The organism is Nocardioides humi, from assembly GCF_006494775.1.
GTDB classification, from domain to species: Bacteria; Actinomycetota; Actinomycetes; order Propionibacteriales; family Nocardioidaceae; genus Nocardioides; species Nocardioides humi.
The window spans coordinates 4290269-4317114 of record NZ_CP041146.1 but is presented as its reverse complement, the minus strand read 5'-3'; the positions used below and the strand labels follow the sequence as shown (position 1 = coordinate 4317114).

22 protein-coding genes are annotated in these 26846 nt (G+C 72.7%); 11 read left to right on the top strand and 11 right to left on the bottom strand.

From position 1 onward, the window contains the following. Positions 1-17: 17 nt before the first annotated feature. The 3 genes from FIV44_RS20925 to FIV44_RS20915 form a co-directional block, all read right to left on the bottom strand. Complete coding sequence (locus tag FIV44_RS20925) at positions 18-4505, bottom strand: LamG-like jellyroll fold domain-containing protein (RefSeq protein ID WP_141006133.1); 4488 nt, start codon at positions 4503-4505, stop codon at positions 18-20. Between the two features lie 9 nt (positions 4506-4514). After that, a complete protein-coding gene (locus tag FIV44_RS20920) occupies positions 4515-5147 on the bottom strand; it encodes a hypothetical protein (protein ID WP_141006132.1) in 633 nt (210 codons plus the stop codon). A gap of 140 nt (positions 5148-5287) precedes the next feature. Then, positions 5288-7126, bottom strand: coding sequence for a DUF4012 domain-containing protein (locus FIV44_RS20915; protein ID WP_141006131.1), 1839 nt, complete (start codon positions 7124-7126; stop codon positions 5288-5290). Positions 7127-7167: 41 nt separating this feature from the next. Here FIV44_RS20915 and FIV44_RS20910 point away from each other — a divergent pair, with 41 nt between their 5' ends. After that, positions 7168-8667, top strand: a complete 1500-nt coding sequence (locus FIV44_RS20910) for a tyrosine-protein kinase domain-containing protein (protein ID WP_281285751.1) — start codon at positions 7168-7170, stop codon at positions 8665-8667. Positions 8668-8677: 10 nt separating this feature from the next. Here FIV44_RS20910 and FIV44_RS20905 read toward each other — a convergent pair whose 3' ends face one another. Both FIV44_RS20905 and FIV44_RS20900 read right to left on the bottom strand, forming a co-directional pair. Then, a complete protein-coding gene (locus FIV44_RS20905; RefSeq protein ID WP_181410735.1) occupies positions 8678-9454 on the bottom strand; it encodes a class I SAM-dependent methyltransferase in 777 nt (258 codons plus the stop codon). Positions 9455-9471: 17 nt separating this feature from the next. Continuing rightward, positions 9472-10707: a glycosyltransferase family 61 protein gene (locus FIV44_RS20900; RefSeq protein ID WP_141006128.1), complete on the bottom strand. Its 1236-nt coding sequence runs from the start codon at positions 10705-10707 to the stop codon at positions 9472-9474. 353 nt (positions 10708-11060) lie between these two features. Between FIV44_RS20900 and FIV44_RS20895 the strand changes: the two genes are divergently transcribed. Next, on the top strand, positions 11061-12296 hold the full coding sequence (locus FIV44_RS20895) for an IS110 family RNA-guided transposase (protein ID WP_219996110.1): 1236 nt from the start codon (positions 11061-11063) through the stop codon (positions 12294-12296). A gap of 11 nt (positions 12297-12307) precedes the next feature. On the opposite strand, the gene FIV44_RS20890 is transcribed toward FIV44_RS20895, so the two are convergent. Together FIV44_RS20890 and FIV44_RS20885 are read right to left on the bottom strand one after the other, a co-directional pair. After that, on the bottom strand, positions 12308-13348 hold the full coding sequence (locus FIV44_RS20890; protein WP_141006127.1) for a glycosyltransferase: 1041 nt from the start codon (positions 13346-13348) through the stop codon (positions 12308-12310). Continuing rightward, positions 13341-14357, bottom strand: a complete 1017-nt coding sequence (locus FIV44_RS20885; RefSeq protein WP_141006126.1) for a glycosyltransferase family 2 protein — start codon at positions 14355-14357, stop codon at positions 13341-13343. Before FIV44_RS20885 ends, FIV44_RS20890 begins: the two co-directional genes overlap by 8 nt. A gap of 99 nt (positions 14358-14456) precedes the next feature. Here FIV44_RS20885 and FIV44_RS20880 point away from each other — a divergent pair, with 99 nt between their 5' ends. Continuing rightward, a complete protein-coding gene (locus tag FIV44_RS20880) occupies positions 14457-15527 on the top strand; it encodes a class I SAM-dependent methyltransferase (protein ID WP_141006125.1) in 1071 nt (356 codons plus the stop codon). A gap of 17 nt (positions 15528-15544) precedes the next feature. Here the strand turns inward: FIV44_RS20880 and FIV44_RS20875 are convergent, their stop codons facing one another. Continuing rightward, positions 15545-16597, bottom strand: a complete 1053-nt coding sequence (locus FIV44_RS20875; RefSeq protein WP_141006124.1) for a sulfotransferase family protein — start codon at positions 16595-16597, stop codon at positions 15545-15547. A 35-nt stretch (positions 16598-16632) separates the two neighbouring features. Here FIV44_RS20875 and FIV44_RS20870 point away from each other — a divergent pair, with 35 nt between their 5' ends. From FIV44_RS20870 to FIV44_RS20860, 3 genes are read left to right on the top strand one after another with little or no spacing between them, the layout of a single operon-like run. Beyond that, positions 16633-17334, top strand: coding sequence for an acyltransferase (locus tag FIV44_RS20870; protein ID WP_181410734.1), 702 nt, complete (start codon positions 16633-16635; stop codon positions 17332-17334). 8 nt (positions 17335-17342) lie between these two features. Continuing rightward, complete coding sequence (locus tag FIV44_RS20865; protein ID WP_141006123.1) at positions 17343-17600, top strand: phosphopantetheine-binding protein; 258 nt, start codon at positions 17343-17345, stop codon at positions 17598-17600. Then, on the top strand, positions 17597-18334 hold the full coding sequence (locus FIV44_RS20860) for an SDR family NAD(P)-dependent oxidoreductase (RefSeq protein WP_141006122.1): 738 nt from the start codon (positions 17597-17599) through the stop codon (positions 18332-18334). The genes FIV44_RS20865 and FIV44_RS20860 overlap by 4 nt, the downstream gene beginning before the upstream one ends. Here FIV44_RS20860 and FIV44_RS20855 read toward each other — a convergent pair. Continuing rightward, entirely contained in the window at positions 18324-19598 is a 1275-nt protein-coding gene (locus FIV44_RS20855) for a hypothetical protein (protein WP_141006121.1), read from the bottom strand. The genes FIV44_RS20860 and FIV44_RS20855 overlap by 11 nt on opposite strands. A 120-nt stretch (positions 19599-19718) precedes the next feature. On the opposite strand from FIV44_RS20855, the gene FIV44_RS20850 reads away from it, so the two are divergent. Further along, positions 19719-21083 (top strand): class I adenylate-forming enzyme family protein, encoded by a 1365-nt coding sequence (locus FIV44_RS20850; protein WP_141006120.1) that lies wholly within the window; start codon positions 19719-19721, stop codon positions 21081-21083. Positions 21084-21093: 10 nt separating this feature from the next. On the opposite strand, the gene FIV44_RS20845 is transcribed toward FIV44_RS20850, so the two are convergent. Next, positions 21094-22413, bottom strand: coding sequence for an MATE family efflux transporter (locus FIV44_RS20845; protein ID WP_141006119.1), 1320 nt, complete (start codon positions 22411-22413; stop codon positions 21094-21096). A gap of 103 nt (positions 22414-22516) precedes the next feature. On the opposite strand from FIV44_RS20845, the gene FIV44_RS20840 reads away from it, so the two are divergent. The 4 genes from FIV44_RS20840 to FIV44_RS20825 all read left to right on the top strand — a co-directional run bounded on the left by FIV44_RS20840 (position 22517) and on the right by FIV44_RS20825 (position 25674). Continuing rightward, on the top strand, positions 22517-23497 hold the full coding sequence (locus FIV44_RS20840) for a hypothetical protein (RefSeq protein WP_141006118.1): 981 nt from the start codon (positions 22517-22519) through the stop codon (positions 23495-23497). Positions 23498-23884: 387 nt separating this feature from the next. Continuing rightward, positions 23885-24067 carry a hypothetical protein gene (locus tag FIV44_RS20835; protein ID WP_141006117.1) on the top strand — a complete coding sequence of 61 codons (183 nt, stop codon included), beginning with the start codon at positions 23885-23887 and terminating at the stop codon, positions 24065-24067. Further along, complete coding sequence (locus FIV44_RS20830) at positions 24052-24234, top strand: hypothetical protein (protein ID WP_141006116.1); 183 nt, start codon at positions 24052-24054, stop codon at positions 24232-24234. The genes FIV44_RS20835 and FIV44_RS20830 overlap by 16 nt, the downstream gene beginning before the upstream one ends. A gap of 129 nt (positions 24235-24363) precedes the next feature. Further along, positions 24364-25674 (top strand): HNH endonuclease signature motif containing protein, encoded by a 1311-nt coding sequence (locus tag FIV44_RS20825; protein ID WP_141006115.1) that lies wholly within the window; start codon positions 24364-24366, stop codon positions 25672-25674. A gap of 241 nt (positions 25675-25915) precedes the next feature. On the opposite strand, the gene FIV44_RS20820 is transcribed toward FIV44_RS20825, so the two are convergent. Then, positions 25916-26815, bottom strand: coding sequence for an FkbM family methyltransferase (locus FIV44_RS20820; protein ID WP_181410733.1), 900 nt, complete (start codon positions 26813-26815; stop codon positions 25916-25918). Between the last annotated feature and the right edge of the window lie 31 nt (positions 26816-26846).

Sequence of the window (26846 nt, the reverse complement as noted above, 5' to 3'; positions counted from 1 at the left end):
GGTCGTCGGACGGCGGATCAGCGCCTGCGGAAGGTGAACACCACCTTGTCCGCCGTGTACGACGCGTCGCCGGCGTACTTCGCCTTGACCTTCCAGATGCCCGGTCGCAGGCTCTTCGGGGCCTTGCACTTCGCGACCCCGTCACGGACCTTCGCGACGCACAGCGTGCGACCGCCGCTCTTGAACACGACCCTCCCGGTGGCCCCGGGAGCGAGCTTGGCCTTGAGCACCGGCGCCTTGCCCCGGGCGAGCGTGGCCTTCTTGGCCTTCGCCCGCAGCTGCGGGTCGGCCTTGCCGGCGACCGGCGCGTCCTTGACGGCGAGGACGAAGGAGCGCTGCGACTCCTGGTGGTCCTCGTCGCCGGCGTAGGACGCCACGATCACGTAGTCGCCCGGCGGCGGGAGGGTCCGCACGGTGCAGGTCGCGACGCCGCCCGCGGCGCTCGCCTCGCAGAGCACCTCCTCGCCGTTGAGGAAGCGGACCAGGCCGGTGGCCGCGGACGGCCCGACCTGCGCGGTCAGCGTGAGCTCCTGGCCGAAGGCCACCGACACATTGCCCACCGACACCGTGGTGACCGTGCGGTCGTCGACCGCCTCGACCACGCGGACGACGCGGGGGGCGACCACCTGGTTGCCGTTGGCGTCGGCCACGACGTAGGTGAGGGCGTAGCTGCCCGCCGTGCCGGTGTCCACCTCCCCGACGACCTGGACCCGGTCGGTGATGTCGCCGTCGGTGTCGTCGGTCGCGCTCACCCCGGCGAGCGGGTCGAAGCTCTCCCCGACCCGGACGGTGGTGCCGTCCGGGACCTCGAGGGTCGGCGCGGTCACGTCGGTGCCGGCGGCACTCGCCCGGAACACCGTGCCGAACTGGCGGATCGCGCCGATCTGCTCACCCGACGACGCGACCCGGCTCTCGGCCGTCCACGCGTACACCTCGCCCTCGGCCAGGCCCCGCCACTCCACGGTGGCCGGCCAGCCCGACCTCGCGGTCTGGGTGCCGATCACCGTGTCGGTGGGCGTGACCACGGTCAGGCCGTCGGTCGAGAACGTCGTGCTCCGGCTGGACAGGTCCACCGGCAGCACCAGGTTGTCCTCGGCGCCGTTGTAGCGGTTGCGGTCGTCGTACTCGGTGGCGCCGAAGTCGTCGAACATCGGCGAGTAGGTGTCGATGCTGACCTCGGACCGGTCGACGTCGAACTGCAGCAGCCGCAGCCAGCTGGCGCCGAACTGGAGCAGGTCGCTCGCCTTGTGGTCGGTGGCGCCGTCGCCGTCGAGGTCGATATTGCCGGCGCTGTCGACCAGGTCGGGCCACAGCTCGCCCGCGGACACCTTGTAGAACTGGTAGTCCGCGAGCAGCTCGACGACGTTGTGCTGCACCGTCGCCCCGATGCCGGTCTTCAGGTTGGTCCCGACGCCGTGCTCGTGGCCGGCCAGGATCAAGAAGACGTTCGGGTTGGCGGTGACCACCTCGTCGTACAGCTTCGAGCCGTCGCCGGAGAAGCTGGCGCCGCGTCCGTCCGGCGCGGTCGAGGGCGCGATGTAGGCATGCGTCAGCAGGATCCCGTTGCGGTCGGGGTAGCGGGCGAACACCGAGCTCGCCCAGTCGGCCTCGGCCTGGGTGACGCCGTACGACAGCCCGACGGCGACGAAGTCGAGGCCGCCGGCGGAGAACAGGACGTAGTTGTTCTGGTTGTCCCGGCCCGGGGTGCTGACCTCACCCTCGGTGTCGGTCGTCTCGTCCCAGGCGTGGTACGACGCACCGGCCGGCCACGACTGGGAGGCGCTGTAGTACCGGTCCGGCCCGTAGTACTGGTTGAACCGCGAGGTCGGGCCGGTCTCGTTGCCGAGCTGGTTGTCGTGGTTGCCCGCGATCACCTGGTTGGGGATGCCCGAGGCGTCGAGCGTCGCCTGGGCACCGGAGGTGAACTCGAACTCCCGGGTGACCTGCTCGTCGAGCCCGGGGTACAGCAGGTTCCCGGAGCCGTCGGTGGAGAGCGGGTCGTAGTAGTCGTTCTCGATCACGTCGCCGGTGTGGCCCGCCCACGCGATCTTGCGGGGACCGGCCTGCTCGGCGATCCACTCGGTGGTCGCCTCGTACGCGCGGGCCCAGATCGCCTGCTCCTCGGCCTTCATCAGGTCGGCGTCCTCCACCACGCCGTCCCAGTCGTCGTAGGTGCCGCCCGCGGCGCCCTCGGCGAGGTACTGGGTGTCGGTGAAGTGGGCGAGCGAGAAGTCGTAGTCGTCGGGGTCCTCGAAGCTGTCCTTGCTCTCGGCCGCCCGCTCGTCGCGCGGCGCGAGGTCGTCGGCGAACGGGTCGGTGCCCAGCACCAGCAGGTGCACGGTGCCGTCGTCGACCATCGCCGGGCGCAGCACGGCGTTGAGGACGGTGTCGCCGTCGCGTACGCCGCGCGCGGTGGCGAGCTCGACCCAGCGGGAGGTCTCGGTGTTCCAGGCCCGCAGCGTGACTGACCGCTCGGGGTCGACGACGCCCTTCCAGACGACCTGCTGTCCGGTGACGGCCTCGCCGACCTCGACGTCGAACCGCTGGACGGGGAGGTCGCCGCTGGTGGCGCTGGACTCCAGGTTGTCGTCGTCGGGGACCAGCCGGCCGGGGATGGGCTGCTCGTCCTCGATCTCGAACCCGAGGGTGGCCGGCACCTGCTTGACCACGCCCTGGACGCCGCCGTCGGCGACCGTGGCGGTGGCCTCACGGAAGGTCGTGGAGACGTCGCCGCCGTCGGGGCTGGTGGCGATGGCGGAGAGCTGGACGACGCCCTTGCCCTCGCCGGAGCCGGTGCCGCCGCCGGTGGGGATGGCGTCGGAGGTGAACGGGATCTCGAGCGCGATCTCCTTGCCGAACACGTCGACCGCGGTGACGGTGATCGTGTGCGGGCCGGCCTTCAGGCCGGGGCCGACCAGGTCGCCCTCGGCGATCGGGTCGCCGTCGAGCAGGTGGGTCCAGCCGGTGGCGTTGTCCTCGTTCGCGATGTCGAGGTCGAGCTCGACCGGCGCGGAGAGGTGGTCGCCGGCGGCCGGCACCGAGCCGTTCAGCGCGACCCCGGCGTCCGGGTGGTCGCCGAAGGCGGCGATGTCGAGCGCCCGGATCTCGGTGTCGGTCAGCGCCCGGCCGTAGATGCGCGCGTTCGCCAGCTTGGCCGGGGCGTAGAACTGGGCGCCGGCGTTGGGCGAGGAGTCCGCGCCGAGCGTCCACGCGCGGGCGGTGGCGGCCGGCAGCGTGAGGGCTCCGGTGGCGGCCGTCGTCGCGGCGAGCACGCCGTCGACGTACAGCTTGATGTCGGTGCCGTTCCACACGCCGACGACGTGGTACCAGCGGTTGGGCACGATGGTGGCGCGCGCGGTCTTGTAGCCACCGCCGATGTGCGCCATCAGGCCGACCTTGTCGTCGTTGATGTAGATCGAGTAGCCGCCGGCCTCCTTGCCGGAGCACAGGTCGACCTCCGCGGACGGCGGCAGCGCGCCGGTGTAGCGGAAGGTGCACTCGATGCTCACCGCGCTGCTGATCTCGCCCCAGTGCGGGGTGAGGGCGTAGCCGTAGGCGTCGTCGCCGTCGAAGGTGACGACGTCACGGCCGAGGGCGCTGTCGTGGGCGATGGTCGGGCTCCCGAAGGTCCTCACCTCGAGGCCGCGGACCCGCTCGGTGGGGGTCCCGTCGGCGAAGTCGACGTCGAGCACGTCGGCCTGCGGGACCGGGACGCTGGTGTCCCACTCCGCGGCCAGCGCCCGCACCTCGTCGGCCGACACCGCGCGCGAGAAGACGCCCGAAGCCGCGAAGGTGCTCGGCGGAGCCGGCTGGCCGATCCCGGTGGGGCTGGCGTCGGCACCGACGATGAAGCGCCGCGCGGTCGCCACCGGGAAGGTGAGCGCGCCGCTGGCCGCCGTGGTCTGCGCGAGCTGGCCGTTGACGTAGAGCCGGATCTGGCTGCCGTCCCAGGTCGCGACGGCGTGGTACCAGCGGTTGCCGTCGATGGGCGTCAGAGCGCTGCGGTAGGCGCCGCCGACGTAGGCCATGAAGCCGAGGTTGCCGCCGGTGACGTACATCGAGATGCCGCCGGCCTCCTTGTCGGAGCACAGGTCCTTCTCGTTGGACACCGGCATCGTGGTGTCGACGCGGAACACGCACTCGACGCTGACGCCGGTGGTGAGCTTGGGCCACTCGTCCTCGAACGGGAAGCCGACCGCGTCGTCGACGCCGTCCACGGTCATGACCGGGCCCTGCGTGGGGTCGGTGCCGAAGGTCGGGGTGCCGTAGGTGATCGGCGCGAGCGACTGGGCGGCGTCGGTCGGCACGCCGTCCGGGAAGCTGACGTCGAGGATGTCCGGGTTCGGCGCCGGTTCGGCGGCCGCGGCTGCCGGGGCGTCCGGCAGCAGGGTCGGGGCTGCGGGAGGTGCAGCCTGGCTCGGTGTGGCCAGCAGGCCACCCGCGGCGACGGTCACGGCGACCACGGAGGTCAGCAACCGGAGCCTGCGCATCGGTCGTGCGGGCACGACGTCTCCTTAGGGGGTGGGGTGGGCGGGAATCCGGCGGCGGCGCCGGGCCACGAGGGTCCCGGCGACGGCGACGAGCAGGGCGGCGCCGAGGACGCCGCCGATCTGGAGGGCGGCACTGGTCCCGGCGCCGCCGGCGCCGGTGCCGCCGGCGGCGCCGGGAAGGTCGAGCGACCAGTCGTGGCTGGGCGCGTCGGTCCCGTAGACCTGGTGCTGGCCGTCGGGCCCGGTGGCGAGGGTGCGGTACGCCGGGTGCAGGTCGGTGAGCGTGCTGACCGCGACCGTCGCGACCTCGGGCGGCTCGGGGCAGGTGAACACGAGGTCGGCGCCGGCGGCGATGAGGTCGCCGGTCGCGGCCACCGCGCCGGGGCACTGCTCGCCCGCGGTGCTCACCACGACGTGCTCGAGGAGGTAGGCCTCGACCTGCGGGGCCTGCTGCACGAGGGCGGCGTCGCCGTCGTCGTAGGTGATGGCGCCGTCGAGCATCACCCGGTCTGCCGGCAGCACGCCGAGGTGGATGCCCAGCAGGGTGAGGTCGTCCGCGGCGCCGACCTTCCAGGTGACGTGGACGACGGCCGGGTCGCCGGCATCGGCGGCGACCTCGACGGTCTGCGGGTCGCCGAACGGGTGCGCCGCGATCATGCGGCTTCCCGTCGCGCCACCGGGAGGGTGAGGGGCACGGGCAGCGATGCTCCTGGGCCCGGGTGACGTCAACGCCGTTGATCCGTGGCGCGCCGGTGACGCGAAGGTAAAGAGAAAGGTAAAGAGGAGGGGGCGCCGCGTCAGCGCGCGCGGCAGGCCGAGCGGGCGGTCGCGTTGGAGCTGCCGGGCGTCGCGCCGGGCGACATCTCCAGGTGGGGGTCGTCCTCCTGGCCCTTCCCCGACCGGAGCAGGACGTCGACGGTCTGGGACTGGCCGGGGTCGAGCAGCACGCCGATCGTCGCGACCTCGCGGCCGGCGTAGGTCGTCACCGTCGGGCTGCCCGCCGCCTGCCCGTCGACGGACACCGACACCACCTCGCCGCCGACGGGGGCGCTGACGTAGACGACGAGGAGCTGCTGGCCGGGGTCGGTGCGGTTGCCGGGGTAGAACTCGCCCGTGATCGTGTCGGGCAGGGTGTCGGCGCGTGGCGGGGTGGCGTTGCTGAAGGTGATGGACGTGCCGAGCTCCTGGCGCCCGTCGGTGCACCGGCGGGAGTAGAGCTGGGCCCGCTGGCGCAGGTAGTACTGCATCTTCGTCGGGCCGGCGTCGTTGACGTAGACCCCGACCACGGGCGGACCGCTGGTGCGGTCGACGAACTCCCCCGCGATCCGGGTGCCGGCGATCTCGCCCTGGGCGTCGTCGGAGAAGAAGTGCATCCGCACCCTCCCCTCCTGGACGCCGGCGACGAGCGCGCGGATGACCTCGGCGGAGCTGCCGTACCCGTCGGAGAAGACGTCGAAGACCGCCTTCGCCACCGCCTCCTGGTAGTCGCTCTGCTCCGTGGTGCCGGGCGTCAGCGCGTAGATCTCGTTCTCCACGCGGGCCACCACGTTGGCCGCGGTCACCGGCGCGTACCCGGGGACAGGCACCTCCCCGATCGCGCGCAGGAGGTACGACACGACGACCGGGTCGACGAACAGGACGCCGTCGACCCGCTGCCCCCTCACCTCCTGCCAGCGCGCGCGGATCAGGTCGGCGGCGCGGGGGAAGTCCGGCGTCAGCGTGGCGTCGACCCCGACGGTGCCGAGGATCCGCCCGAACAGCGCCTCCTCCTCGTCGGTGAGCGGCAGCACCGGCTCCGGCGTCGCGCCCAACTCGGCCATGTCGACCTGGTCGGTGATCCGCACCTCGCCGCCCTGGGCCCGGATCAGCGACAGGGAGCCCGGCAGGCCGCCGCTGCTGCGCGACTCGGCGTTGTTCTGGAGCACGAGCAGGTAGTTGCGGGGCTCCCCCTGGCCGAGCACGACCGGCATCAGCCGTGCGGCGCGGTACGTCGACTGCAGGGTGCTGCGGGCGTCGTCGACCAGCTCCTCCAGGCTGTCGAAGGCCGAGGCGATCGGTCCGGCGAAGCCCGACGAGTCGACCTTCGCGAGCCGCTCGCTGGCGGCGTCGAACGCCCGCTCGCTGCGGGCCGCCGGCTCCTCGAGCGCCGCGATCTTCTCCAGCGGGAAGGTGTGGTCGACCGGCTGGAAGCTCTCGGCCGTCACCTCGTCCGCGGCGTCCGCCACGGGGGTGAGGCCCTCGCGACCCAGGTCGGCCAGCACGGCGGCGACGGTCGCCACGCCGTCGGCGTCGTCGCCGAGCAGCGGGAACGCGCCGAAGACCGACCAGGTGACCCCGTGGGTCGTGGCGTCGGCCCGGTCGGCGGCTTCCTGGTAGGCCTCGAGCGCGGCCCGCGCACCGGCCGCGTCGCCGCGGATCAGCGCGGCCCGCATCACCCGCGCCTGCCGGTCGACCTCCTTCAGGTCCCGGCTCGCGCCGAGGACGACCCACAGCGACCAGCCGAGACACGCGAGCACGACCGCGCCGACCCCGATCGTGACGGTCCAGCGGGGGTGGTCCTGCCGGAACCGGCGTCCCTGCCGCAGCAGCCGCCGGAAGCCGCGAGACCGGCGCCGACGCCGGATCTCGGGCGACATGCCCGCGAGACTAGCAGCGGCCGATCGGGCCCCATGGCACAGTGACCAACGACCGTGCGGAGCGTTGGGAACAGGGGCGTGTCCTAGGATCGGCAGTCGGTCGGGTCGGGACGCAGGTCACGAGCAAGGGATGGGACTTGGACTTCAAGCAGTTTCTGACGGTGCTGCGGCGCCGTTGGATGAGCATCGTGACCATCATCCTGCTCGCGCTCGGCGTCAGCGCCGCGATCACGTTCACGCGCACCCCGATGTACGAGTCGAAGACCCAGATCTTCCTGACCGTCGACGTCCGGGACACGACCGACGCGTACGCCGCCCTGCTGTTCGCGTCCAACCGCGCGGCGTCCTACGCCACGGTCGTGAAGAGCACCGAGCTCGCCGAGCGGGTCATCGACCAGCTCGACCTCGACATGACTCCCGAGGCCCTCGCGTCGCGGATCGACGCCAAGGTCGTGGAGAGCACCTCGCTCATCCAGATCACCGTCAGGGACGAGAACCCGCGCGACGCCCAGACGATCGCCGACGTCACGACCGAGGAGTTCACGACGTACGTCGCCGGGCTGGAGACGCCCGGGGGCAGCACCGACGAGTCGCAGATCCGGGCGCAGATCACCGACAAGGCGTCGTACAACGCCAACCAGGTGAGCCCCGACGTCGTGCTCAACCTCGTGGTCGCCGGGCTGATCGGCGTGCTGCTCGGCATCGGCCTGGCGGTGGCCCGGGAGATCCTGGACCGCACGATCCGCACCGCCGACCACGTCGCCGAGCTCACCGAGTCGCCGGTGCTGGCCAGCATCGGCTTCGACGGCGACATCCGTGCCGCGCCGCTGCTCACCGACCTCGGCGGCTTCGCGGCCCGGACCGAGGCGTTCCGCCTGCTGCGCACCAACCTGCAGTTCATCGACCTGGACCACCAGCCGCGCTGCCTGGTGATCAGCAGCGCCGTGCCCGGCGAGGGCAAGACGATGACCTCGACCAACCTCGCCGTCGCGCTCGCCCAGACCGGCCGCAACACGCTGATCATCGACGCCGACCTCCGCCGGCCGCGCGTCGCGAGCACCCTCGGCCTCGACCCCGCGATCGGCCTCACGACCGCGCTCGTCGGCAAGACCGAGATCCACGACGCGATCCAGGTCCACGAGGCCAGCGGCCTCCACGTCCTCGCCAGCGGCGCCAAGCCGCCGAACCCGACCGAGATCCTGCAGTCGAAGATCACCCACGACCTGATCCGGCGGCTGCGGTCGTCGTACGACATGGTGATCATCGACGCCCCGCCGCTGCTCCCCGTCGCCGACGCGTCGGTGCTGGCCAAGCTCGCGGACGGCGTGATCATCGTCGTGCGGCACGCCAAGACCACCAAGGACCAGGTCAACGAGGCGATCAACCGGCTCAACCAGGTCGGCGCCCGCCTCTACGGCGTCGTGGTCAACATGGTCGCCAAGCGCGCGATCGGCTCGTATTACTACTATTACTACGAGGAGACCAGCCCCGCTGGTCGCTCGGACAAGGCGAAGGCCGGGTCCGGCCGGCGCCGGGCCTGAGGTTCCGGGCTCAGCCCTTCCGCACGAACACCATCAGCGTCGGCGCCAGCGCCGGCGGGGTGAGCCGGTCGACGAGCTGGGCGACCCGCCAGGCGGGCGCGTGGGAGCCGAAGTACGTCGGCTCGGAGGCGTGGCCGTAGACCACGAGCTCGTTCGGCGGCGGGAAGAGCGCGGACAGGGCGCGGCGGGTGTTCATGCTGTAGCGGACCGGGAAGACGTCCTCGGCCTTGCGGTCGGGCTGGAGCCGCTTGAGGACCCGGGTGTGCAGGTCGTTGGGCACGGCGCGCGCGCCGATGCCGATCATCCCCCACTTGTTGGGGGTCCGGGCGGCCAGCCAGCCGCCGGGCCGGAGCACACGGAGCAGCTCGGCGGAGACCCGGACCGCGTCCTCCTCGGCGATGTGCTCGAGCACGTGGTCGGCGACCACGAGGTCGAAGCCGGCGTCCTCGAAGGGCAGCGAGCCGCCGGGCTCGATCACCTGCGCGGACTTCAGGGTCGGGTTGTCGAGGACGACCGGATCGACGTCGACGCCGTGCACCTCGGCCACCCGCTCGTGGAAGCCGCGGAGCCGGCGGTGCAGCTCGGGGAACGGCTCGATCGCCCACAGCCCGCGACCGGCCCCGAAGTCGAGGACCCGGCTGTCGGCGTCGAGCAGCGCGTTGACCCGCGTGTAGAACTCGATGAACCCGTCGTGCCGGGTGTATCCCCCGGCGCGGACCTCCGGGTAGAGCCGGGAGAGGGTCTCGCCCGGGCGGAACGTCGGATCTGCGTCGTTCGCGTCGTTCACGGCCACACCTTAGATCTCTAGAGGTCCGCGAGCAGGGCGTCCACGGACGCCAGCACCCGCGCGGGAGGGATGGTGACGTCGTCGAGGACGCCCTGGTTCGGGCCGTCGGGCCCGCTCGCCGGCTCGGCGACGAGGTAGCGGTAGTCGGCGCCGACGGCCTGGCAGATCGCCCACAGCCCGAGGTGCACGTACGTCGACGCGAACAGCTCCAGCACCCGCACGCCGGGCCGGGCGAAGGTGAGATTGGTCAGGGCGGCGCCGTGCGGCGAGACGACGGCCTCCGCGCCGTGGAACAGGTCGATCTGCTCCTGGACGCTGTGCTGTCCAGGGTCGATCCGGGTGAACCCGCGGCGCTCCAGCTCGGGCCACAGGGCCGCCTCCTCGACGTACCGGCGGGTGCGGGGGGTGCTGCCGCGGGTGACGTAGAGCCGCCGCGGGGCGCCGGTCGCGCCGGAGGGCGGCAGCCGGTCGCGCAGCCACGCGACGGTCGACGGCGGAGCCTGCAGCGCCCAGTTGGGGTTGCTCGGCACGAGCAGCCGGTCGGCGGAGACGGTCCGCCCGCGCTCGGGCTGGATCAGCCGGGTGGTGACGCCGGCCAGCTCGAGCAGCTGCCGCTGGTACCGCGTCCGGTGCGGTACGACGACCGCGTCGGCCTCCTTCAGCGCCTGCTCCCCCATCGTCTCCTCGAGCACGGCCAGCCGGCCGAGGGCGTCGTAGAGGAAGTGGTAGTAGTTCTCGGACGTGCCGCGGGCGGTCAGGCTGAGCACGGTGCCGTCGACGTGCTCGGTCGGGCCGAGCGTGGGTCGCAGGAAGATCGGGTGCTCGCGCCAGTCGAAGACGCCGAAGTAGGTGCTGGTCTCGTGGTCCAGCACCTTGGTCGGGGTGGTCGCCGCGGCGTAGTCGCCGGTGAGCCGGCCGCCGGCGATCTCGAGCGTGAACGTCGCCGGGATGGTGGTGCACGGGACCTTCGCGGTCGGCTCGGTGGCCTCGTGGATCGCCGTGAAGACCCAGTGTCCGGCGGGCTCCCCGGTGGTCGCGGGCCGGACCCAGGGCTCCTCGGGCCGGCCCGGATGGAGGACGACGCCGGGCTCGGCAGCGGTCTCGGTCGCGTGGGCGGTGGCCCGGCGGGGGACGCCGCGCGGGCCGAGCAGCGGCGACGCGGCGCGGAACAGGTGCCCGAGCAGCCGGGTCACCAGCAGGTGCAGGCGCTTGAACAGCGGCCACCACGGCCGCAGCCAGACGGGGAGGCTCACTGGACTACCTTCCTGACGTCATCGCTTCCAGATGAGGCGGTGATGCACCCCGGGTGCCGCCAGGTCACTGCCCTGCTCGCTTGACGCCAAGGACGTCCACGATGAGATCTGCAGGATCTGGTGGTTGCCCGGGACGTGTGGACCGTCGATAGGGCTGTGCGCCAAGACCGCTGCTGAGCATCAGCGTGGTCGCGAGCGCCGATCAGTGAGCGAACCGGCAGACACGTCCCGGCACCGTGAGATATCGCGACACCCGAAGAAATGGGTGCCTCCCCACTGATTGGAGCAGCGAGGAGGCTGACGTGAAGTCTGCCAGCAAAACCCCGACCGAATCCATGAGTAGCCAACGTTCTGTGACCCTGCCCGAGACCGCGCCCAACGACGTGACCGCGGGCATCGACTGGGCCCGTGACGACCACGCCGCCTGCATCGTCAACGGACGCGGCCGCAAGGTCGCCACCACGACGGTCGAGCACACCGCAAGCGGCCTGCGTGAACTGGTCGGCTTCCTGCGCCGTCACGGCGTCGACGAGGTCGCGATCGAACGACCCGACGGACCCGTCATCGACACACTGCTGGCCGCCGGGCTGAGCGTGGTGGTGATCTCCCCGAACCAGGTCAAGAACCTGCGCGGCCGCTACGGATCGGCCGGCAACAAGGACGACCGTTTCGACGCCTACGTCCTGGCCGACACCCTGCGCACCGACCGGACCCGACTGCGCCCACTGATCCCCGACCGCGACGACACGGTCGCGCTGCGACGCGCCTGCCGTGCCCGCAAAGACCTCGTCAAACACCGCGTCGCGGTCGCCAACCAGCTCCGTGCCCACCTGCGCAACGTCTTCCCAGGCGCCATCGGCCTCTTCCGCGACATCGACTCCGAGATCTCCTTGACGTTCCTGACCCGGTTCGACACCCAAGACCGCGCCGACTGGCTCACCCCCCAACGCCTCGGCGGCTGGCTGACCAAACAGGGCTACTCCGGACGCACCGACCCTGCCGTGCTGCACGCCCGGCTCCTGGACGCGCCCAGGGGCGCCACCGGCATCCACGCCACCACCCAGGCTGCGATCACCGCGAGCTACGTGACGCTGCTGCTGACTCTGGTCGAGCAGATCAAGATCCTCTCGACCCAGATCGACCGGCAGCTCGACGCACACACCGACGCGCACATCTTCACCAGCCTCCCCAAAGCCGGACGCGTCCGCGCCGCACGCCTCCTGGCCGAGATCGGCGACTGCCGAGCCAGATTCCCCACCCCCGAATCGCTGACCTGCCTGGCCGGCGCCGCACCCTCGACCCGCCAGTCCGGCAAACACCGAGCCGTCGGGTTCCGCTGGTCCTGCGACAAACAACTCCGCGACGCCGTGGTCGACTTCGCCGCCGACAGCAGACACGCCAACCCCTGGGCCGCCGACTACTACAACCGCGCCAGGGCACGAGGCCACGACCACGCCCACGCCGTACGCATCCTCGCCCGAGCCTGGCTCCACATCATCTGGCACTGCTGGCAAGACAACCTCGCCTACAACCCCGAAACCCACCGCGCACTCCAACGCGTCATCACCCAACAGAACAAAGCGGCTTGACATAGGGCTTCTCATCGCGCGACCAGCCGGCGGACGACGGCCCAGACCGGGCGGAACCGGACGACCCGCCCGATCAGCACCCGCAGCCACAGCGGCCTGATGATCCGCTTGACCGCGCGCGAGAGCCGCCCGTCGATCTGGAGCAGGACCAGCTCGAGCTCCGCCTCGGCCCGCTCGTTGAGCGCGACCTCGGCGGGGTGGACCAGTGGGAACGCCATCGCCTGCGCCGGCATCGGCTCGCGGGCGGTGCGGGTGTGGGTGGCGTCGGGCCCGAACCCGTCGTTCTCCACGAGGTTGAGCGCGGGCGTGATCGACAGGCCCCGCCGGGACATGATCGTCACCCACCAGTGGTGGTCCCAGCCGCGGGAGTCGCCGTCCCGGTCCCCCGCCACCTGGGTGAAGTGCCGCAGCGCGGCCTCGGTGACCAGGGCGTCGGGGTGCGGCCGCACCTCGACCGGCCGGACGGCGTCGGCGGTCCGCGGCACCTGCCCGACCCGGTCCTCGGCGCCGGCGTGGTCGCGCGGGAAGACCTCGCGGTGCGCGTGCCACCGGTCGGCCCAGGTCGCCCAGCCCCACACGCTCGCCCAGGTCGTGAAGGCGTAGCTCTCGGCGCCGAACATCGCCCGCGGGATGCCCTTGTTGTCGCCGGCGACCTGCCACACGCGCGGCTCGTCGGCGTACCGGTCGAGGAGCTCGACGCAGAAGTCGAAGAAGGTCGGGTGCGGGATGCAGTCGTCCTCGAGCACGATCGCGCGGTCGACCTGGGAGAGCGCCCAGTCCAGGCCGAGCTCGACGTTGGCCTCGAGGCCGAGGTTGCGCTCGGCGAAGCGGGTGTGGACCCGGCCCGGCCAGGCCGCCGAGGTCAGCAGCTCGCGGACCTCGGCGCAGCGGGCGGCGTCCTCCGGGTGCGTGGCGCGCGGGCCGTCCACGACGAGGAAGACGTCCTCGGGCCCGGCCGCGAGCACCGCCTCGACGGTGCGGCGTACGACGGCGGGCCGGTTGAACGCGACGATGACGACGGGCGTCCGGAGCTGGGCGGACGGCTCAGGCACGACGGCTCTTCTCTCCCAGTTGGCTCACGAGGCGGTGGGCGGCCGTGGCGGCGCGGCTGTTGACGGCGGTGCGCGCGGCGTGCCGCAGGCGCGGGGAGCGCACCAGCCGGCGCGCGAGGGTGGCGGCGCGGCCCCCGACCCGGTTGAGCACCAGCTCCAGCTCGCGCTCCACCTCCGGGTCCAGCGCCACCTCGGCCGGGTGCCGGAGCGGGAACGCCATCGCCTCGGCGGCGTTGTCGCGCTTGCCGGGTGCGACGCCGTGGGTCGCGTCGGCCCCCCAGCCGACGTTCTCCACGAGGTTGACCGCCGGGGAGATCGCCAGGCCCCTGAAGGTCATCATGGTCAGCCACCAGTGCTTGTCCCAGCCGTGGGTGACGGTGTCGTCGGAGACGGCCGCCTCGGCGAAGTGCTGCTGCGCGGAGCGGGTGACGAGCAGGCCGGGCTGCTGCACCGCGGGCACGGTGCGGACCGGCGCGTCGCCGGCGGCGTGGTCGCGGGGGAAGACCTCGCGGTGCCGGTGCCAGCGGTCGGCCCAGGTCGCCCAGCCCCACACGCTCGCCCACGCGGTGAACGCATAGCTGGCGTCGCCGAACAGCCGCTGCGGTACGCCGAGCCCGCTGCCCGAGACCTGCCACACCCGCGGGTCGTCGCGGTAGCGCTCGAGCAGCTCCTCGGCGTACCGGAAGAAGGTGGGACCGGCCTGGCAGTCGTCCTCGAGCACGATCGAGGAGCCGGCCCGGGCGAACACCCAGTCGAGGCCGAGCTCGACGTTGGCCTCGAGGCCGAGGTTCGTCTCGGCGTAGCGCCGGTGCACCTCGCACGGCCAGTCGACGTCCTCCAGGACGGCGCGGACCGCGGCGCAGCGCTCGACGTCGTCGGCGTTGCCGGCGCGCGGGCCGTCGGCGACCAGGAAGAGCCGGGTCGGCCGCACGGCCCGGATCGCGGCCAGCGTCCCCGAGGTCAGGTCGGGCCGGTTGAACGCGATCAGCGTCACGGGGGTGGTCAGCAAGCGGATCCTCGGGGTGCGGATTCTGCGGTCGGCCGGCGGCGGGAACTCATTCCACCAGATCAGAACGACCCGCGACCGATGCGGTTACAGTTGCCCACCGTGCCCCCGATTTCTGCCGACGAGCTCGTCGCCAAGGCCCGCCGCGCCAACCCCGAGCTGGTCGCCGGCTGGCTCCGCCGCCGGGTCAAGTCCGGCGCCGCCCGCGCCGGCTTCATGGTCAGCCGGATCGACGAGGAGGGGCGCCGCTACGTCTCGGTGACCCACAACGAGGAGGTCGCGCTGCCCCCGGGCGCCGAGGCCGAGCTGCGCCAGGACAACCCGCGGCTGGCCGACCTCCAGGCGACGTACGACGCCCTGGACCTGCCGTCCGCGGTGCACACCCAGTGGCGACAGGGCTTCCTCAAGAAGAACCTCTCGCTCGCCTGGTTCCGCGGCGACAACGCCTACGTCTGGCAGTTCCGCCAGCTCGGCCACGCGGCGCGGATCCGGATGTACCTCGCGATGCTCGACGTGATGGAGCGCGACGCGCTCGGCCTGTTCGACCAGCTGACCGAGGACGGCCTGTTCGGCGCGTTCACCTTCGAGTTCGGCGAGCGGCCGCCGGTGAGCCGCGACCTGCTCGACAGCATCAACGAGATCAACTACCTCGACGACCGGATGGGGCTCGCGTCGATCCAGGGCCTGCGGGTCCTCGACATCGGCGCCGGCTACGGCCGCCTGGCCCACCGGATGTCGGCCGCCCTGCCCGGCCTCGCGGCGTACGACTGCATCGACGCGGTCGCGACCTCGACCTTCCTGTGCGAGTACTACACGCGGTTCCGCGGGCTCCCCGACACGGTCCGGGTCGTCCCCCTCCACGAGCACGAGAAGCTCGCCGAGCGCTACGACGTCGCGGTCAACATCCACAGCTTCTCGGAGGCCTCGCACGACGCGGTGTGCTGGTGGCTGGACCGGATCGCGGAGCGGGACGTCCCGTGGCTGCTGATCGTCCCCAACACCCCCGACGAGCTGCGCAGCACCGAGCTCGACGGCTCCATGAGGCCGTTCCGCCAGGACGTCCTCGACCGCGGCTACGAGCTGGTCGACGACCGCCCGATCCACCAGTCCGACGAGCTGCGCGAGCTCATCGACCTGCACGACCGGTTCTACCTCTTCCGCAAGCGGGCCTGACGCCCGAGATCGTCGGGTCAGAGCGACCAGGACGCGAACGACTGCCCGGTGAGCTCGCGCAGCCGGTCGACCTCCGGCTGCAGCTCGGCCCGCAGCGCCGCCTCGGTGGCGGGACTCAGCTGCGGCCGTTCGATCCGCTCCCCCGTACGACGCCACGCGAGGTGCACCAGTCGCCGCGCGGCCGGGAGCCGGCGGACCGCCCGGACGAGCGGTCCCCGGCGGATCGCCATCAGCCAGGGCGGCAGCGCGCGCTTCTCCTCGGCGGTGTTGTAGCGACCCCAGTCGTCGGCGGACAGCCCGGGACGGTCGAGGCCGAGGAGGTCGAAGACCCGGCCCATGGTCCCGTCGACGTCGGCGCCGAGATCGGCGAGGTCGACGACGAGGACCCGGTCGCGGTCGAACCGCTCGAGATAGGCCTCCAGCTGGGTGGCGTAGCGGCTGGACGCGACGAGCGGGCTGGTCGGCTCCCCCGGATCGGCGAGCTCCTCCTCCAGCGGGCGCTCGGCGGAGTTCCAGGCGACCATCTCCATGTGCTCGGCGAGGATCCGGTCGACGGGATCGCGCACGAGATAGACGATCCGCGCGTCCGGCACCAGGTCGGCCATCCGGTCGACGACGCCCGGATAGCAGGGCGCCTTGCTGTAGAAGGGCGTCGACTCCAGCCGGTAGCGGGTGCCGGGCGCGAACCGCTCCTGGTAGGCGCCGACCCAGCCCCGGCAGTCGGGGTCGGTGAAGAAGCGCATCTCCTTCTCCTCCGACGCCGCGATCTCCGGGTGCGCCGCGAGGTAGTTGTGCATGCTCGTGGTGCCGGCCTTCGTGGCGCCGACGACGACGACGTTCGGCAGCCGCGCGGGGTCGGGCGACTGCGGCGTCGCGTCGCCGCGGCGTACCCGATGGCGGGGCGCGACGCGCACCGTGCAGTTGGGGCAGGCATCGACCGGGCCGCCGTCGGCGGCGAGCGTCCAGCCGGTACGACGCAGCCAGTCGGGGCTGGCGATGGTCAGGACGGGCGGGATGCACAGGTCGCACTGCATCGAGACCCGGCCGTGGGCCAGGGGCGTGAGAAGCACGCGCCAGAGGATAGGGCCTGTGTAGGCTGCGCCGCGTGCGCCAGGCCCTGACGACCCTTGTCTTCCTGCTGCCACCGAGCAGGCTCAAGAACCGGCTGCTGCGCAGGCTCGGCCACGCGATCCCGGACACGGCGGTGGTCGGCATCAACCTGGTACGCCGGGTCGACCGGTTCGAGCTGGGCGAGGGCTCGCTCATCCACCACTTCAACCTGTTCCGCGACCTGCGGCTGGTGAGGATGGGCATCGGCTGCCGGATCATGCTGTTCAACCAGATCGTCGGCGACTCGGGCTACGAGAAGGGCGCCACGCCGACCGACGACCTGCGCACGCTGCGGATGGGCGACGACTCCCACATCATCAGCCAGCACTACCTCGACTGCGGCGGCGGGATCATCCTCGGCGACAACGCCTGGGTCACCGGCATCCGGTCCACCCTGCTCTCGCACGCGTTCGACCCCACCAACGGCGGCGTCATCCTCGACCCGGTCACGATCGGCGACCGTGCGGTCGTGGCGACGTCCTGCACGATGCTGCCCGGCACCGTGGTCGGCGAGGGCGCGCTGATCGCCGCCGGCTCGACGACGTGGACCGGGCAGGAGGCGAAGGGGGCCCACCTGCACGGCGGCGTGCCCGCCCGCAGGCTCGCGCCGATCGACATTCCACGGCATGTGTACGACCGGGCCCGTTACCAAGGACCCCGTGACGTCGTTGCCCCTCCGAACCCCCCATCTGAGTAGAGGTCGGAATGAACGAGATCGAACCCAGGATCGTCACGATCGTCACCGAGCTGCTGGAGCGCTCGGACCGCGAGGAGACCGCGGTCTCCCTCGGCGCGACGCTCCACGGCGACGACGGCCTCGGGCTGGACTCCCTCGAGACCGCCGAGCTGTCGGCCATCCTCGAGGACGAGTTCGGCACCGACCCCTTCGGCGCCGGGCTGCTGCCCGAGACGGTCGCGGACATCGTGGCGTTCTACGCCGACGCGACCGCCTCGTCCGCATGACCGCACCCCGCACGGTCGTCGTCACCGGCGGCAGCCGGGGCCTGGGCGAGGGCATCGTCCAGCACTTCCTCGACGCCGGCGACCGGGTCGCCACCTGCGCCCGCAGCGAGACCGACGCGGTTCGCGCCTGGCAGGCGGATCCGGCGTACGGCGACCGGTTCCTGTTCCGCAAGGCCGACCTGGCCGACCGCGAGCAGTCGACGCGGTTCGTCAAGGACGTGCTGGCGGAGTGGCGGTCGGTGGACGTGCTCGTCAACAACGCCGGCGTCGCCCGCGACGGCATCCTCGCGATGTTCAGCGACGACGACTCCGACACGGTGATCGACCTCAACCTGAAGGCGACCGTCCACGTCACCAAGCAGGTCGTCCGCAACATGCTGGCCCATGGCGGCGGCCGGATCGTCAACATCTCCTCGATCACCGGCCTGACCGGCTACCGCGGCCTCAGCGTCTACGGCGCCACGAAGGCCGCGCTCGACGGGTTCACCCGGGGGCTGGCCCGCGAGATGGGCTCGCGCAGGATCACCGTCAACAGCATCGCCTCGGGCTACCTGAAGACCGAGATGAGCCACGGCCTCGACGACGGGCAGCTCGACCAGATCGTCCGTCGTACGCCGGCCGGGCGGCTCGGCGAGCCCGAGGACATCGCCCGCGCGGTGGAGTTCCTCGTCGACGAGCGCAACGACTGGATCACCGGTCAGGTGCTGGTCGTCGACGGCGGCCTCACCGCGTGAGCTCGCCCAGGATCTGCCGGTAGCCCGCGACGAGGGCGTCGCGCCGGTCCGGCGGGAGGCGGCTGTCGTCGCTGGAGAGCAGCTGCAGGAGCCGGCCGCGATAGCCCGTGATGGTGAGGAACACGACCTGGTTCGGCGCCGCCGCGAGGCCGGCCCGGACGCCGCGCACCCACGCCGGGTCGCTCCCCGGGTCGACGACGCCGAGGTTGCTGACCGCCACGCACGGCGGCCCGGCGGCGAGCGCCCGGGCGACCAGGTCCCGGCCGGTGTCGAGGTCGACGACCTTCTCGACGCGGGAGAGATGGAAGAAGAGCTCGCCCTCGCCGCGGGCACGGGCCGCGTGGATGGTCGAGCGCACCTCGCTCGCCAGGCCCCAGACGTCGGCCGGGTCCACGCGGTAGGGCCGGCTGAGGACGGCGATCGCCATCTCCCGCGCCCGGTCCGGCGCCGTGCTGGGCGCGGCGACGTCGGCGGGCGCCGCGAACTGCAGCGTGGTCGGTGCGCCCTCCGCTCCCCCGTCCCCCAGCACCCCGGCCGCCGAGGCGAGGGCGGCGGCGGCCACCGCCGAGAACGCGTTGGCGCCGTGGCCGCGAGCGGCGGCGACCAGGCGCGCGGCGGCGTCCGGCTCCAGCGCGCCCTGGCGCATCCGGGACCGCCGGGGCACGGCGGGATCGGGCCACGCGGCGGGGGCCGGCGCGCCGTACGCCGTGGTGCGGGCCTTGAGGTCGCGCAGCAGCTCGATCATCGCGGCCCGGTCCCGCTGCCAGGCGTGGGCCGGGACCGGCGCGGCGGGTACGGCGAGCTGTTGCTGCTCGGGGACGTCCTGGCCGTCGAGGAGGCGGACCAGCCACTGGAGCTCGGCGACGCCGATCCGGCCGTCGATGAGGGCGTGGTGGCCGATCAGGACCAGCTGGGACTCCCCCGTCGCCGGACTGGCGAGGTACCAGCACTGCACGGGCGTGCCGAGGTCGTCGTGCGCGTCGGACAGCTCCGCGACGATCGCCGGCCACTCCTCGGGCTCGGCCTCGCGCGCCTGGAAGACCGCGCCCTCGGGGTCCGGTCCGGGGTCGGCGATGGTGAGCTCCTCGGTGGCCACCGCGCGGGTGACGACCCGGCGGGCACGCAGCTCCTGCCAGGCGCGGGCGACCTCGGCGGCGTCGAGGCAGCGGTCGAGGTCGGCGGTGACGACGGCCTTCGTCGGCCAGCGGCGGTCGAGGAAGGTGTAGTACTTCTCCGCGACCGTCATCGGGCGATGGGCACCCACGCGCTCTCCAACCTCTCGGGACACAGGAGGATCCTGCCCCCTGTCAACGCCACCGACGGAGCCGGGGTGACGGATGCGCGATACTCGCCTGCGAACCTTCGGCGAAAGGAGTCGACACCGATGATCGGGTTGCTGGAGAGGGCCGCCGCCGACCGGCCGGAGCAGGTCGCGGTGGTGACGCCGGAGACGACGCTCACCTACGCCGAGCTGTACGACGGCGCGCGCCGCGTCGCGGCCGGGCTCCGGGCGCGCGGCATCGACCGGTTCGCGGTGCTCGAGCCGGACGCGGCCTGGATCCTGCGCCTGCTCGGCGGCGCCGCCGCGGCCGGGAGCGAGCCGTGCCAGTACCAGCCCGATCTCGACCCCGCCCAGTTCGCCGAGCAGGCCGCCGCCCTGGGCCACGACACGGTCGTGACCCGGCGCACCGACCTCCCGCCGGCGCTCACGGTGGTCCGGCCCGACGAGCTCGACGGCGACCCGGCCGAGCACGCGTCGTACGACGGGCCGCAGCCGCTGATGATCCGGACCACCGGCACCACCGGCCTGCCCAAGGCGGCCCGCCACGACTGGGCGGTGCTGACCCGGCGCGGCGCCGCGACCGCGCCGCGGCCCGAGCAGCGGTGGCTGCTCGCCTACGGGCCCCAGCAGTTCGCGGGGATCCAGGTGCTGCTGCACGTGCTCGCCGCGCAGGCGACCCTGGTCGCGCCGTTCCCGCGCCAGCCGCGCGACGGGCTGGCCGCGCTGCTGCGCGACGAGCTCACCTGCGTGAGCGCGACGCCGACGTACTGGCGCTTCCTGCTGGCCGAGGCCCGCAGCAGCCGGGCGGAGCTCCCGCCGCTCGCCCAGGTCACGCTCGGCGGCGAGGCCAGCTCCCCCGACCTGCTCGAGGAGCTGCGGGAGGCGTTCCCGACCGCGCGGATCTCGCAGGTCTACGCGTCGACCGAGTTCGGCTCGATCGCCTCGGTCCGCGACGGCCGGCCCGGCCTGTCGGCGGACAGCCTGTGGAGCCCCGCGAACCCCGACGCCGTGCTGCGCGTCCGGGACGGCGAGCTGCAGGTCCGCGCCGGCACCGGGATGCTCGGCTACGCCGGCGACACCACCGACGCCCCGGAGGAGGTGGACGGCTGGGTCTCGACCGGCGACCTGGTCGAGGTCGTCGACGACCGGGTGCTCTTCCGGGGGAGATCCTCGGAGGTGATCAACGTCGGCGGGGTGAAGGTGCACCCGCTCCCGATCGAGGAGCGCGTGGGCGCCGTGCCCGGGGTCCGGCTGGCGCGCGTCCACGGCCGCAGCAACCCGATGGTCGGCGCCGTGGTGGCCGTCGAGGTGGTGCTCGCGGGCGACGCGGACGAGAGGGCCGTCAAGGACGGGATCCGTACGGCGTGCGCCGATCTGCCGCGCGCCTGGCAGCCGCGCAGCATCAGGGTGGTCGACGAGGTCGACCTCGCCGCCGCCACCCGGGGCGGGAAGATGGTCCGCGGCTGACGCTCCGCGGCTAGGCGCGGTGCCGGCCGGGGGCGACCTTCACCGGCACGGGCGGCTCGTCCTGCTCGTCGTGCTCGCCCCGCTCGTCCGTGGCGGGCGCGGCCGGCAGCTCCGGCAGCGGCCCGCGACCCTTCCAGATCACCGCGATCCACCAGCAGACGGTGGAGACGCCGGTGCCGACCGCCATCGCCCACAGCGCGCCCTCGGCGTCGCCCCAGGCGGCGCCGACGACCATGCAGGCGCCGACCAGCACGATCGCGACGACGTCGGTGACCATCGCCGCCTGGATCCGGTGGGTGCCGATCAGCGACGCGCGCAGCCCGCTCTGGGCCGCCATCAGCAGCACCTTGAGGCTGAGCGCGAGCATGAGCGGCTCGACGATGTCCCAGGCCTCGCCGAGCAGGGCGTGGCCGATGACGTCGGGCAGGAAGACGAGCACGACCAGGTTGACCACCGCGACGACCGTGGCGATCAGGATCGCGCGCCGCACGTGGCGCCACACGGCGCGCGGGTCGTCGCGCTCGCGGGCGATGTCGGCCGCCGCGGCGGTGCCGACGGCCAGCTGGACGGCGGTGCTGGGCGCGCCGAGCAGGGTCGCGGCGCGGAACGCCGCGACCGCGATGGGGCTGCTGAAGAGCGCCATCAGCGACGCGGTCACCAGCGCCGTACCGCTGGCGGCGAGGCCGCCGACCATGGACCGCCAGGAGAAGTCCCAGCGCTCGCGCAGCCACGCGAGACCGCCGGCTGTCGGGGCGCCGCACTGGGCGAAGACCCACAGCGACGCGATGACGCCGGAGCCGGTCCACGCCGCGATCAGCCAGGTCAGCGAGTCGAGACCGAGCTGCTGGGTGCCGACCAGGCCGACGGCGAGGAGCACGAACCACAGCGCGTCGAGCGTCACCGCGCCTCCCGGCCGCTGCCGCGAGATGGCGAGATAGCGGCCGACGTCGTGGAGGACGAGGAATGGCACGGCCAGGCCGAAGACGACGATCGGCCCGCCGAGCGCGCTGTCGGCCGCGACCAGCGCGAAGCCGGCGGCGACGCACAGGACGCCGGACGCCACGCCGAGGACCACGGTCGAGGCGAGGATCGCGCCCGGCCGGGTGTCGGCGTCCTCGGGGTGCACCAGTGCAGTGGTCGAGATCAGGCTCCGGAACACGACCTGCGCGACGGTGTAGACCATCACCACCAGGCTGAACCGGCCGAAGTCCACGGGGTCGAAGGCGTGGGCGACCCAGATCAGGGCCGCGATGTTGGAGAGGCTGGACAGGATCTGGTCGACCGTGACCAGGCTCAGCCGACGGCCGGCCGAGCCCACCTGCGCGGTCACCCGCGCCGCCGCTGCGGAAGCACGGGCAGATCATGTCATGCACCCGGGGCGGCCGGGTGCGGTAACGACAACCGCCCACGTCCGTTGTGCCATCGTGACCACCGTGGCCCTCAGTTCCGCACTCCACCGAGCACAGGGCTCGGTGCGGGTGCAGCGTCAGCTCAGCAAGATCCGGCGGCTCCGGAGCCGGATGATCGACGTACCCCTCCAGCAGGTCGAGCAGGCGCGGCGCCGCCTCGCCACCGAGGACGTCGACGTTCTGCTCCTCGGCGACAGCTCCACGCTGTGCTGGTCGCTGCGCGACACCGACCGCACCCTGCTGCCGGCCATGCTCGGCCAGCGCCTCGGCAATGTCGTCACCCTCGCCGGGCCCGGCTTCGGCTCCAGCATCTACGCCGAGGCGACCCGGCTGCTGACCGCGATGGACCGGCGCCCGAAGGCGGTCGTCTTCACGCTCGCGCTGCGCACCACCACCGCCACCCACATCGTCGCCGACCCGATCACCGGCTACCACCGCTCGCTCGCCGCGATGGCCAAGGTCCCCGGCGCCCACCGCCGGATCCGGTACGTCGGCCGCGGCGGCTCCTTCGCCACCGACGAGGAGCGCGACGCCTTCCTCGCCCAGCCGGTCGAGAGCCGCTGGAACGGCGCGCGCACCATCGGCTGGTACCGGCAGCAGCTCGTCGGCACCGGCCTCCCCCCGTGGCCGATCGAGCTGGAGAAGCTGCGCTTCGACTACTTCTACGGCGAGCAGCTGCACGCCGACGACCCGCGGCTGGACTCCCTCACCAGCCTCGGTCGCCGCCTCGAGGAGTACGGCGTCCCGACCGTCGGCGTGTGGACCCGGCCGCCGATGCAGCGCGGCGAGATGCACTTCCCCGGCGAGTTCGAGGCCCACGTCCGCTCCCACAAGGTGCTCCAGGACGAGGCGCTCGCCCGTGGCTGCGCCGACCTCGGGCCGATGCTCGACATCGACCTCGAGGACGAGGACTTCGAGGACAGCTTCAACGCGACCGAGCACTTCGCGCACTCCGGCCGGGTCAAGGTCGCGGACGCGATCGCCGAGGCGGTGCGGGCCCGATGAGCGCCCGGTGAGCCTCGCGAGGCTTCGGGCGTTCGTCCGGCTCCGCCGGGCCCGGCTGCGTGGCTGGCTCGCGCTCGTCCGCCTGCTCCTGGCCGCCGCCCGCGGCCGGGTCGACGAGATCTGGGTCGGCGACTCCCACTCCGTCACCTTCAACACCGAGCACTCCCCCCTGCCGGGCATCCTCCGCACCGGCGAACGCCGCTGGACCTGGCACCTCGGCCCGCGCGTCATGTACTCCATCGCCCGCGACGACTTCCCGCCCACCCTCCGGCGTACCGCCCGCCTCATCGCCCGCGTCCGCGGCGCCCGCGAGGCCGCCTGGTACTTCTCCTTCGGCGAGATCGACATCCGCTGCCACCTCGCCCCCGGCTCGCCGAGGGCGCGGACGTGGGGTTCGCGGCGACGTACGTCGACCGGGTGCGGGGACTGCTGGCCCGGCTCGGCACGGCGGACGGGACGATCGTGGTCCCCGTGCCGCCCTGCCTCGACAGCTACGACCACGACGCCTTCCCCGTCGCCGGCTCCCCGACGAGCGCCTCGCCGCCCACCGCGCGGTGCGCTCCGCGCTGACGGTCGCCGTCGGCGCCACCCCCACGCCGATGCTGCGCCTGCTGGACCTGACCGACGCGCTGTCCGGCCCCGACGGCCTGATGCGCGACGAGCTCACGGACGACGGGTGCCACACCAACGCCGCCGGCCGGGACGTCGTGCGGCGGGAGGTCGCAGCACTCGGGTGAGGTGGACGCCGGCGCGATTCGTCGGGTCCGGAGCCGTTGTTCGTCCACACCCCGGGATCGGGTTTCGCTTGTCCACAGGCGGGGTCTGCTCGTTTCGTCATGTCGGAGGTCGGTGGGAGAATCTCTGGCATGGATCTCGGAACCGCGCCCCGTACGACAGCCCGCCCGGCTGGTCGCTCGGCTGGCGTGCTGTCCGCGATCCGGGCCGAGGTCGAAGGACGCCAGGCCTCCCAGATCAGGGAGTGGGAGGCCATCGTCACCTGGGCCAGCGAGCACGTCGTTACCACACCGGAGGGTGCGGCCACGATCACCGACGGGTACCTCGACACCGGAGTCCCGATCGCGGGGGACGGGGCGCCGCTGGTGTCGGAGTTCGCGCTCATGGAACTCGTCGCCGTGTTGGGACGCTCGCCCGATGGTGGGCGGGCCTATGTGGGGCGGGTCATCGAATGCGCCTGGCGGCTGCCTCAGGTCTATGCCGCCGTGGTCGCGGGTCGGTTGACGCCGTGGCGGGCCGAACGGATCGCGGACCTCACCCACGCCTTGAACGCCGACGCGGCCGGGTTCGTGGACCGGCAGCTCGTCCACGCCTCCGGGGTGGGGTGGGCGCAGTTGGACCGGTTGATCGCCGAGGCGATCCTCCGGTTCGACCCCGAACGCGCCGAAGCCGAGCGCGCGACGGCTGCGGACCAGCGCTATGTGGAGGTCGGGGACCCCGACACCCATGGCAACACGAACGGGATCGTGCACCTCGATGCCGTGCTCGACGCCGCTGACGGACACGACCTGGACGAGGCGATCACCCGCCGCGCCCACCTCCTCGGGGACCTCGGCAACGACGCTCCGCTCGATGTGCGGCGCTCGGTCGCGCTCGGCGAGTTGGCCCGGGCCGACCTCACCCTCGATCTGGAGGGTTCGCCGGGCCGCAAAGCGATCGTGAACGTCCACATCACCGACACCACCCTGACCGGCGTGAACCCCGTCGGCAGATGGGAAGACACCCAGCGCCCGATCTCGAGCGAGCAGATCCGCGAGTGGCTCGGCACCGCCTCGACCGTGATCGTGCGACCCGTGATCGACCTCGCCGACCACATCCCGATCGACTCCTACGAGATCCCCGACCGCCACCGCGTCCACATCGCCCTGCGCGACCACACGTGTCGGTTCCCCCACTGCACCAGACCAGCCACCCGCTGCGACCTCGACCACGCCCGACCCTACGGCGAGGGCGGGCCTACCTGTCCGTGCAACGAGGTGGCCCTGTGCAGACGACATCACCGGGCGAAAACCCACTCCGCGTGGTCCTACGACATCGTGATGCCCAGCTCCTACATCTGGACCAGCCCCAACGGCTTCACCTTCCGTGTCGACCACCGAGGCACCCACCCCATCCACCACGCGACCGACCCCGCCGGCGACCCAGCGCCACCCGACGAGTAGCCACCCCGCCCCGCACCCCGCACACCCGACGGTTGCGGGGACGCAGGCGTGTCCAGACCCACTCTCAGCGCTGCGATCCCGCGACTCCCGCAACCAAAGGCCGACGACCATCGGCGACCCCACGGCCAGCAGCGAAACCCCAGCCAACCACCGCAACCCCAGCGGACCACAACCACGTCATCGGTCATCAAAGACCCCGCACCGAGCAAACCCGCAGGCCGAACAGACCAGCCCGAGGGGATCAGCCCAGGCCCAGCTCCCCCGGCACCAGCTCCGTGATCGCCCTCAGCCCCTCGACATCGTCACGATGCACGACGGCGACGTCCCAGTACCCCCGGGACCGCGCCCGTCCACCGGGGACCTCGTCCAGGACCCGCCCCTGCTCGGCGATCCGGTCGACGGTGGTGCGGCCGACGGCGAGGCCGCCGTTGTCCCAGACCGCGACGTACTCATAGCCCAGTCCGGAGAGGCTCGGCCACACCGCCTCGGGGTCGAGGTCGGCGAGGCGGGTGAGGTACGGGTCGTACTCGAAGAACAGCACCGGCCGGGAGTCCGCCCACGCCTCGGCGACCGCCGGCACCAGCTGCACGTCGTAGCCGTCGGTGTCGGACTTGACGAGGCGCAGCCGGTCGAAGGCGGGGTGGTCGGCCCGGAGCGAGGCGGGCGAGACGGTCGGCATGGCGTCGCCGGACGCGCCCTCGACGAAGCGGGTGGTGCCGCCGGTGCGGACGGCGGTCGTACCGCTGTCGCCGCCGTCGACGGTGAGCAGCGCCTCGACGACGTGGATCCGGGCGTCGCGGTCGACATTGCGGTGCAGGAACTCGAGGTAGGCGCGGTCGGCCTCGATGCAGAGCACCTGTCCGTCGGCGGCGTTGAGGATCTGCACGGCGGAGTCGCCGACGTTGGCGCCGACGTCGAGGACGGTCAGCGGCTCGGAGGCGGCGAGCAGGCGGGCCAGCTCGACGAGGTTCTGGCCGTAGAGCGGCCCCCACGCGGCGTAGTCCGGCAGCCGGTGCGACCACGGCAGCACGAGCTCGACGCCCTGCACCTGCCGGACGACCGGCCGGAAGGGGAAGCGGTCGCGGACGAGCCAGCCGACGCGTCGCTTGGCGGTGGAGGCGAGGGTTCCGAGTCCGGTCACTCGCCGGATGCTAGGGCATCTCCGACCCTAG

Bases quoted from the DNA above. Each gene is read 5' to 3' on its own strand.
- FIV44_RS20920 (WP_141006132.1), bottom strand. From the start codon at position 5,147: ATGATCGCGGCGCACCCGTTCGGCGACCCGCAGACCGTCGAGGTCGCC.
- FIV44_RS20915 (WP_141006131.1), bottom strand. From the start codon at position 7,126: ATGTCGCCCGAGATCCGGCGTCGGCGCCGGTCTCGCGGCTTCCGGCGG.
- FIV44_RS20865 (WP_141006123.1), top strand. From the start codon at position 17,343: ATGAACGAGATCGAACCCAGGATCGTCACGATCGTCACCGAGCTGCTG.
- FIV44_RS20860 (WP_141006122.1), top strand. From the start codon at position 17,597: ATGACCGCACCCCGCACGGTCGTCGTCACCGGCGGCAGCCGGGGCCTG.
- FIV44_RS20850 (WP_141006120.1), top strand. From the start codon at position 19,719: ATGATCGGGTTGCTGGAGAGGGCCGCCGCCGACCGGCCGGAGCAGGTC.
- FIV44_RS20825 (WP_141006115.1), top strand. From the start codon at position 24,364: ATGGATCTCGGAACCGCGCCCCGTACGACAGCCCGCCCGGCTGGTCGC.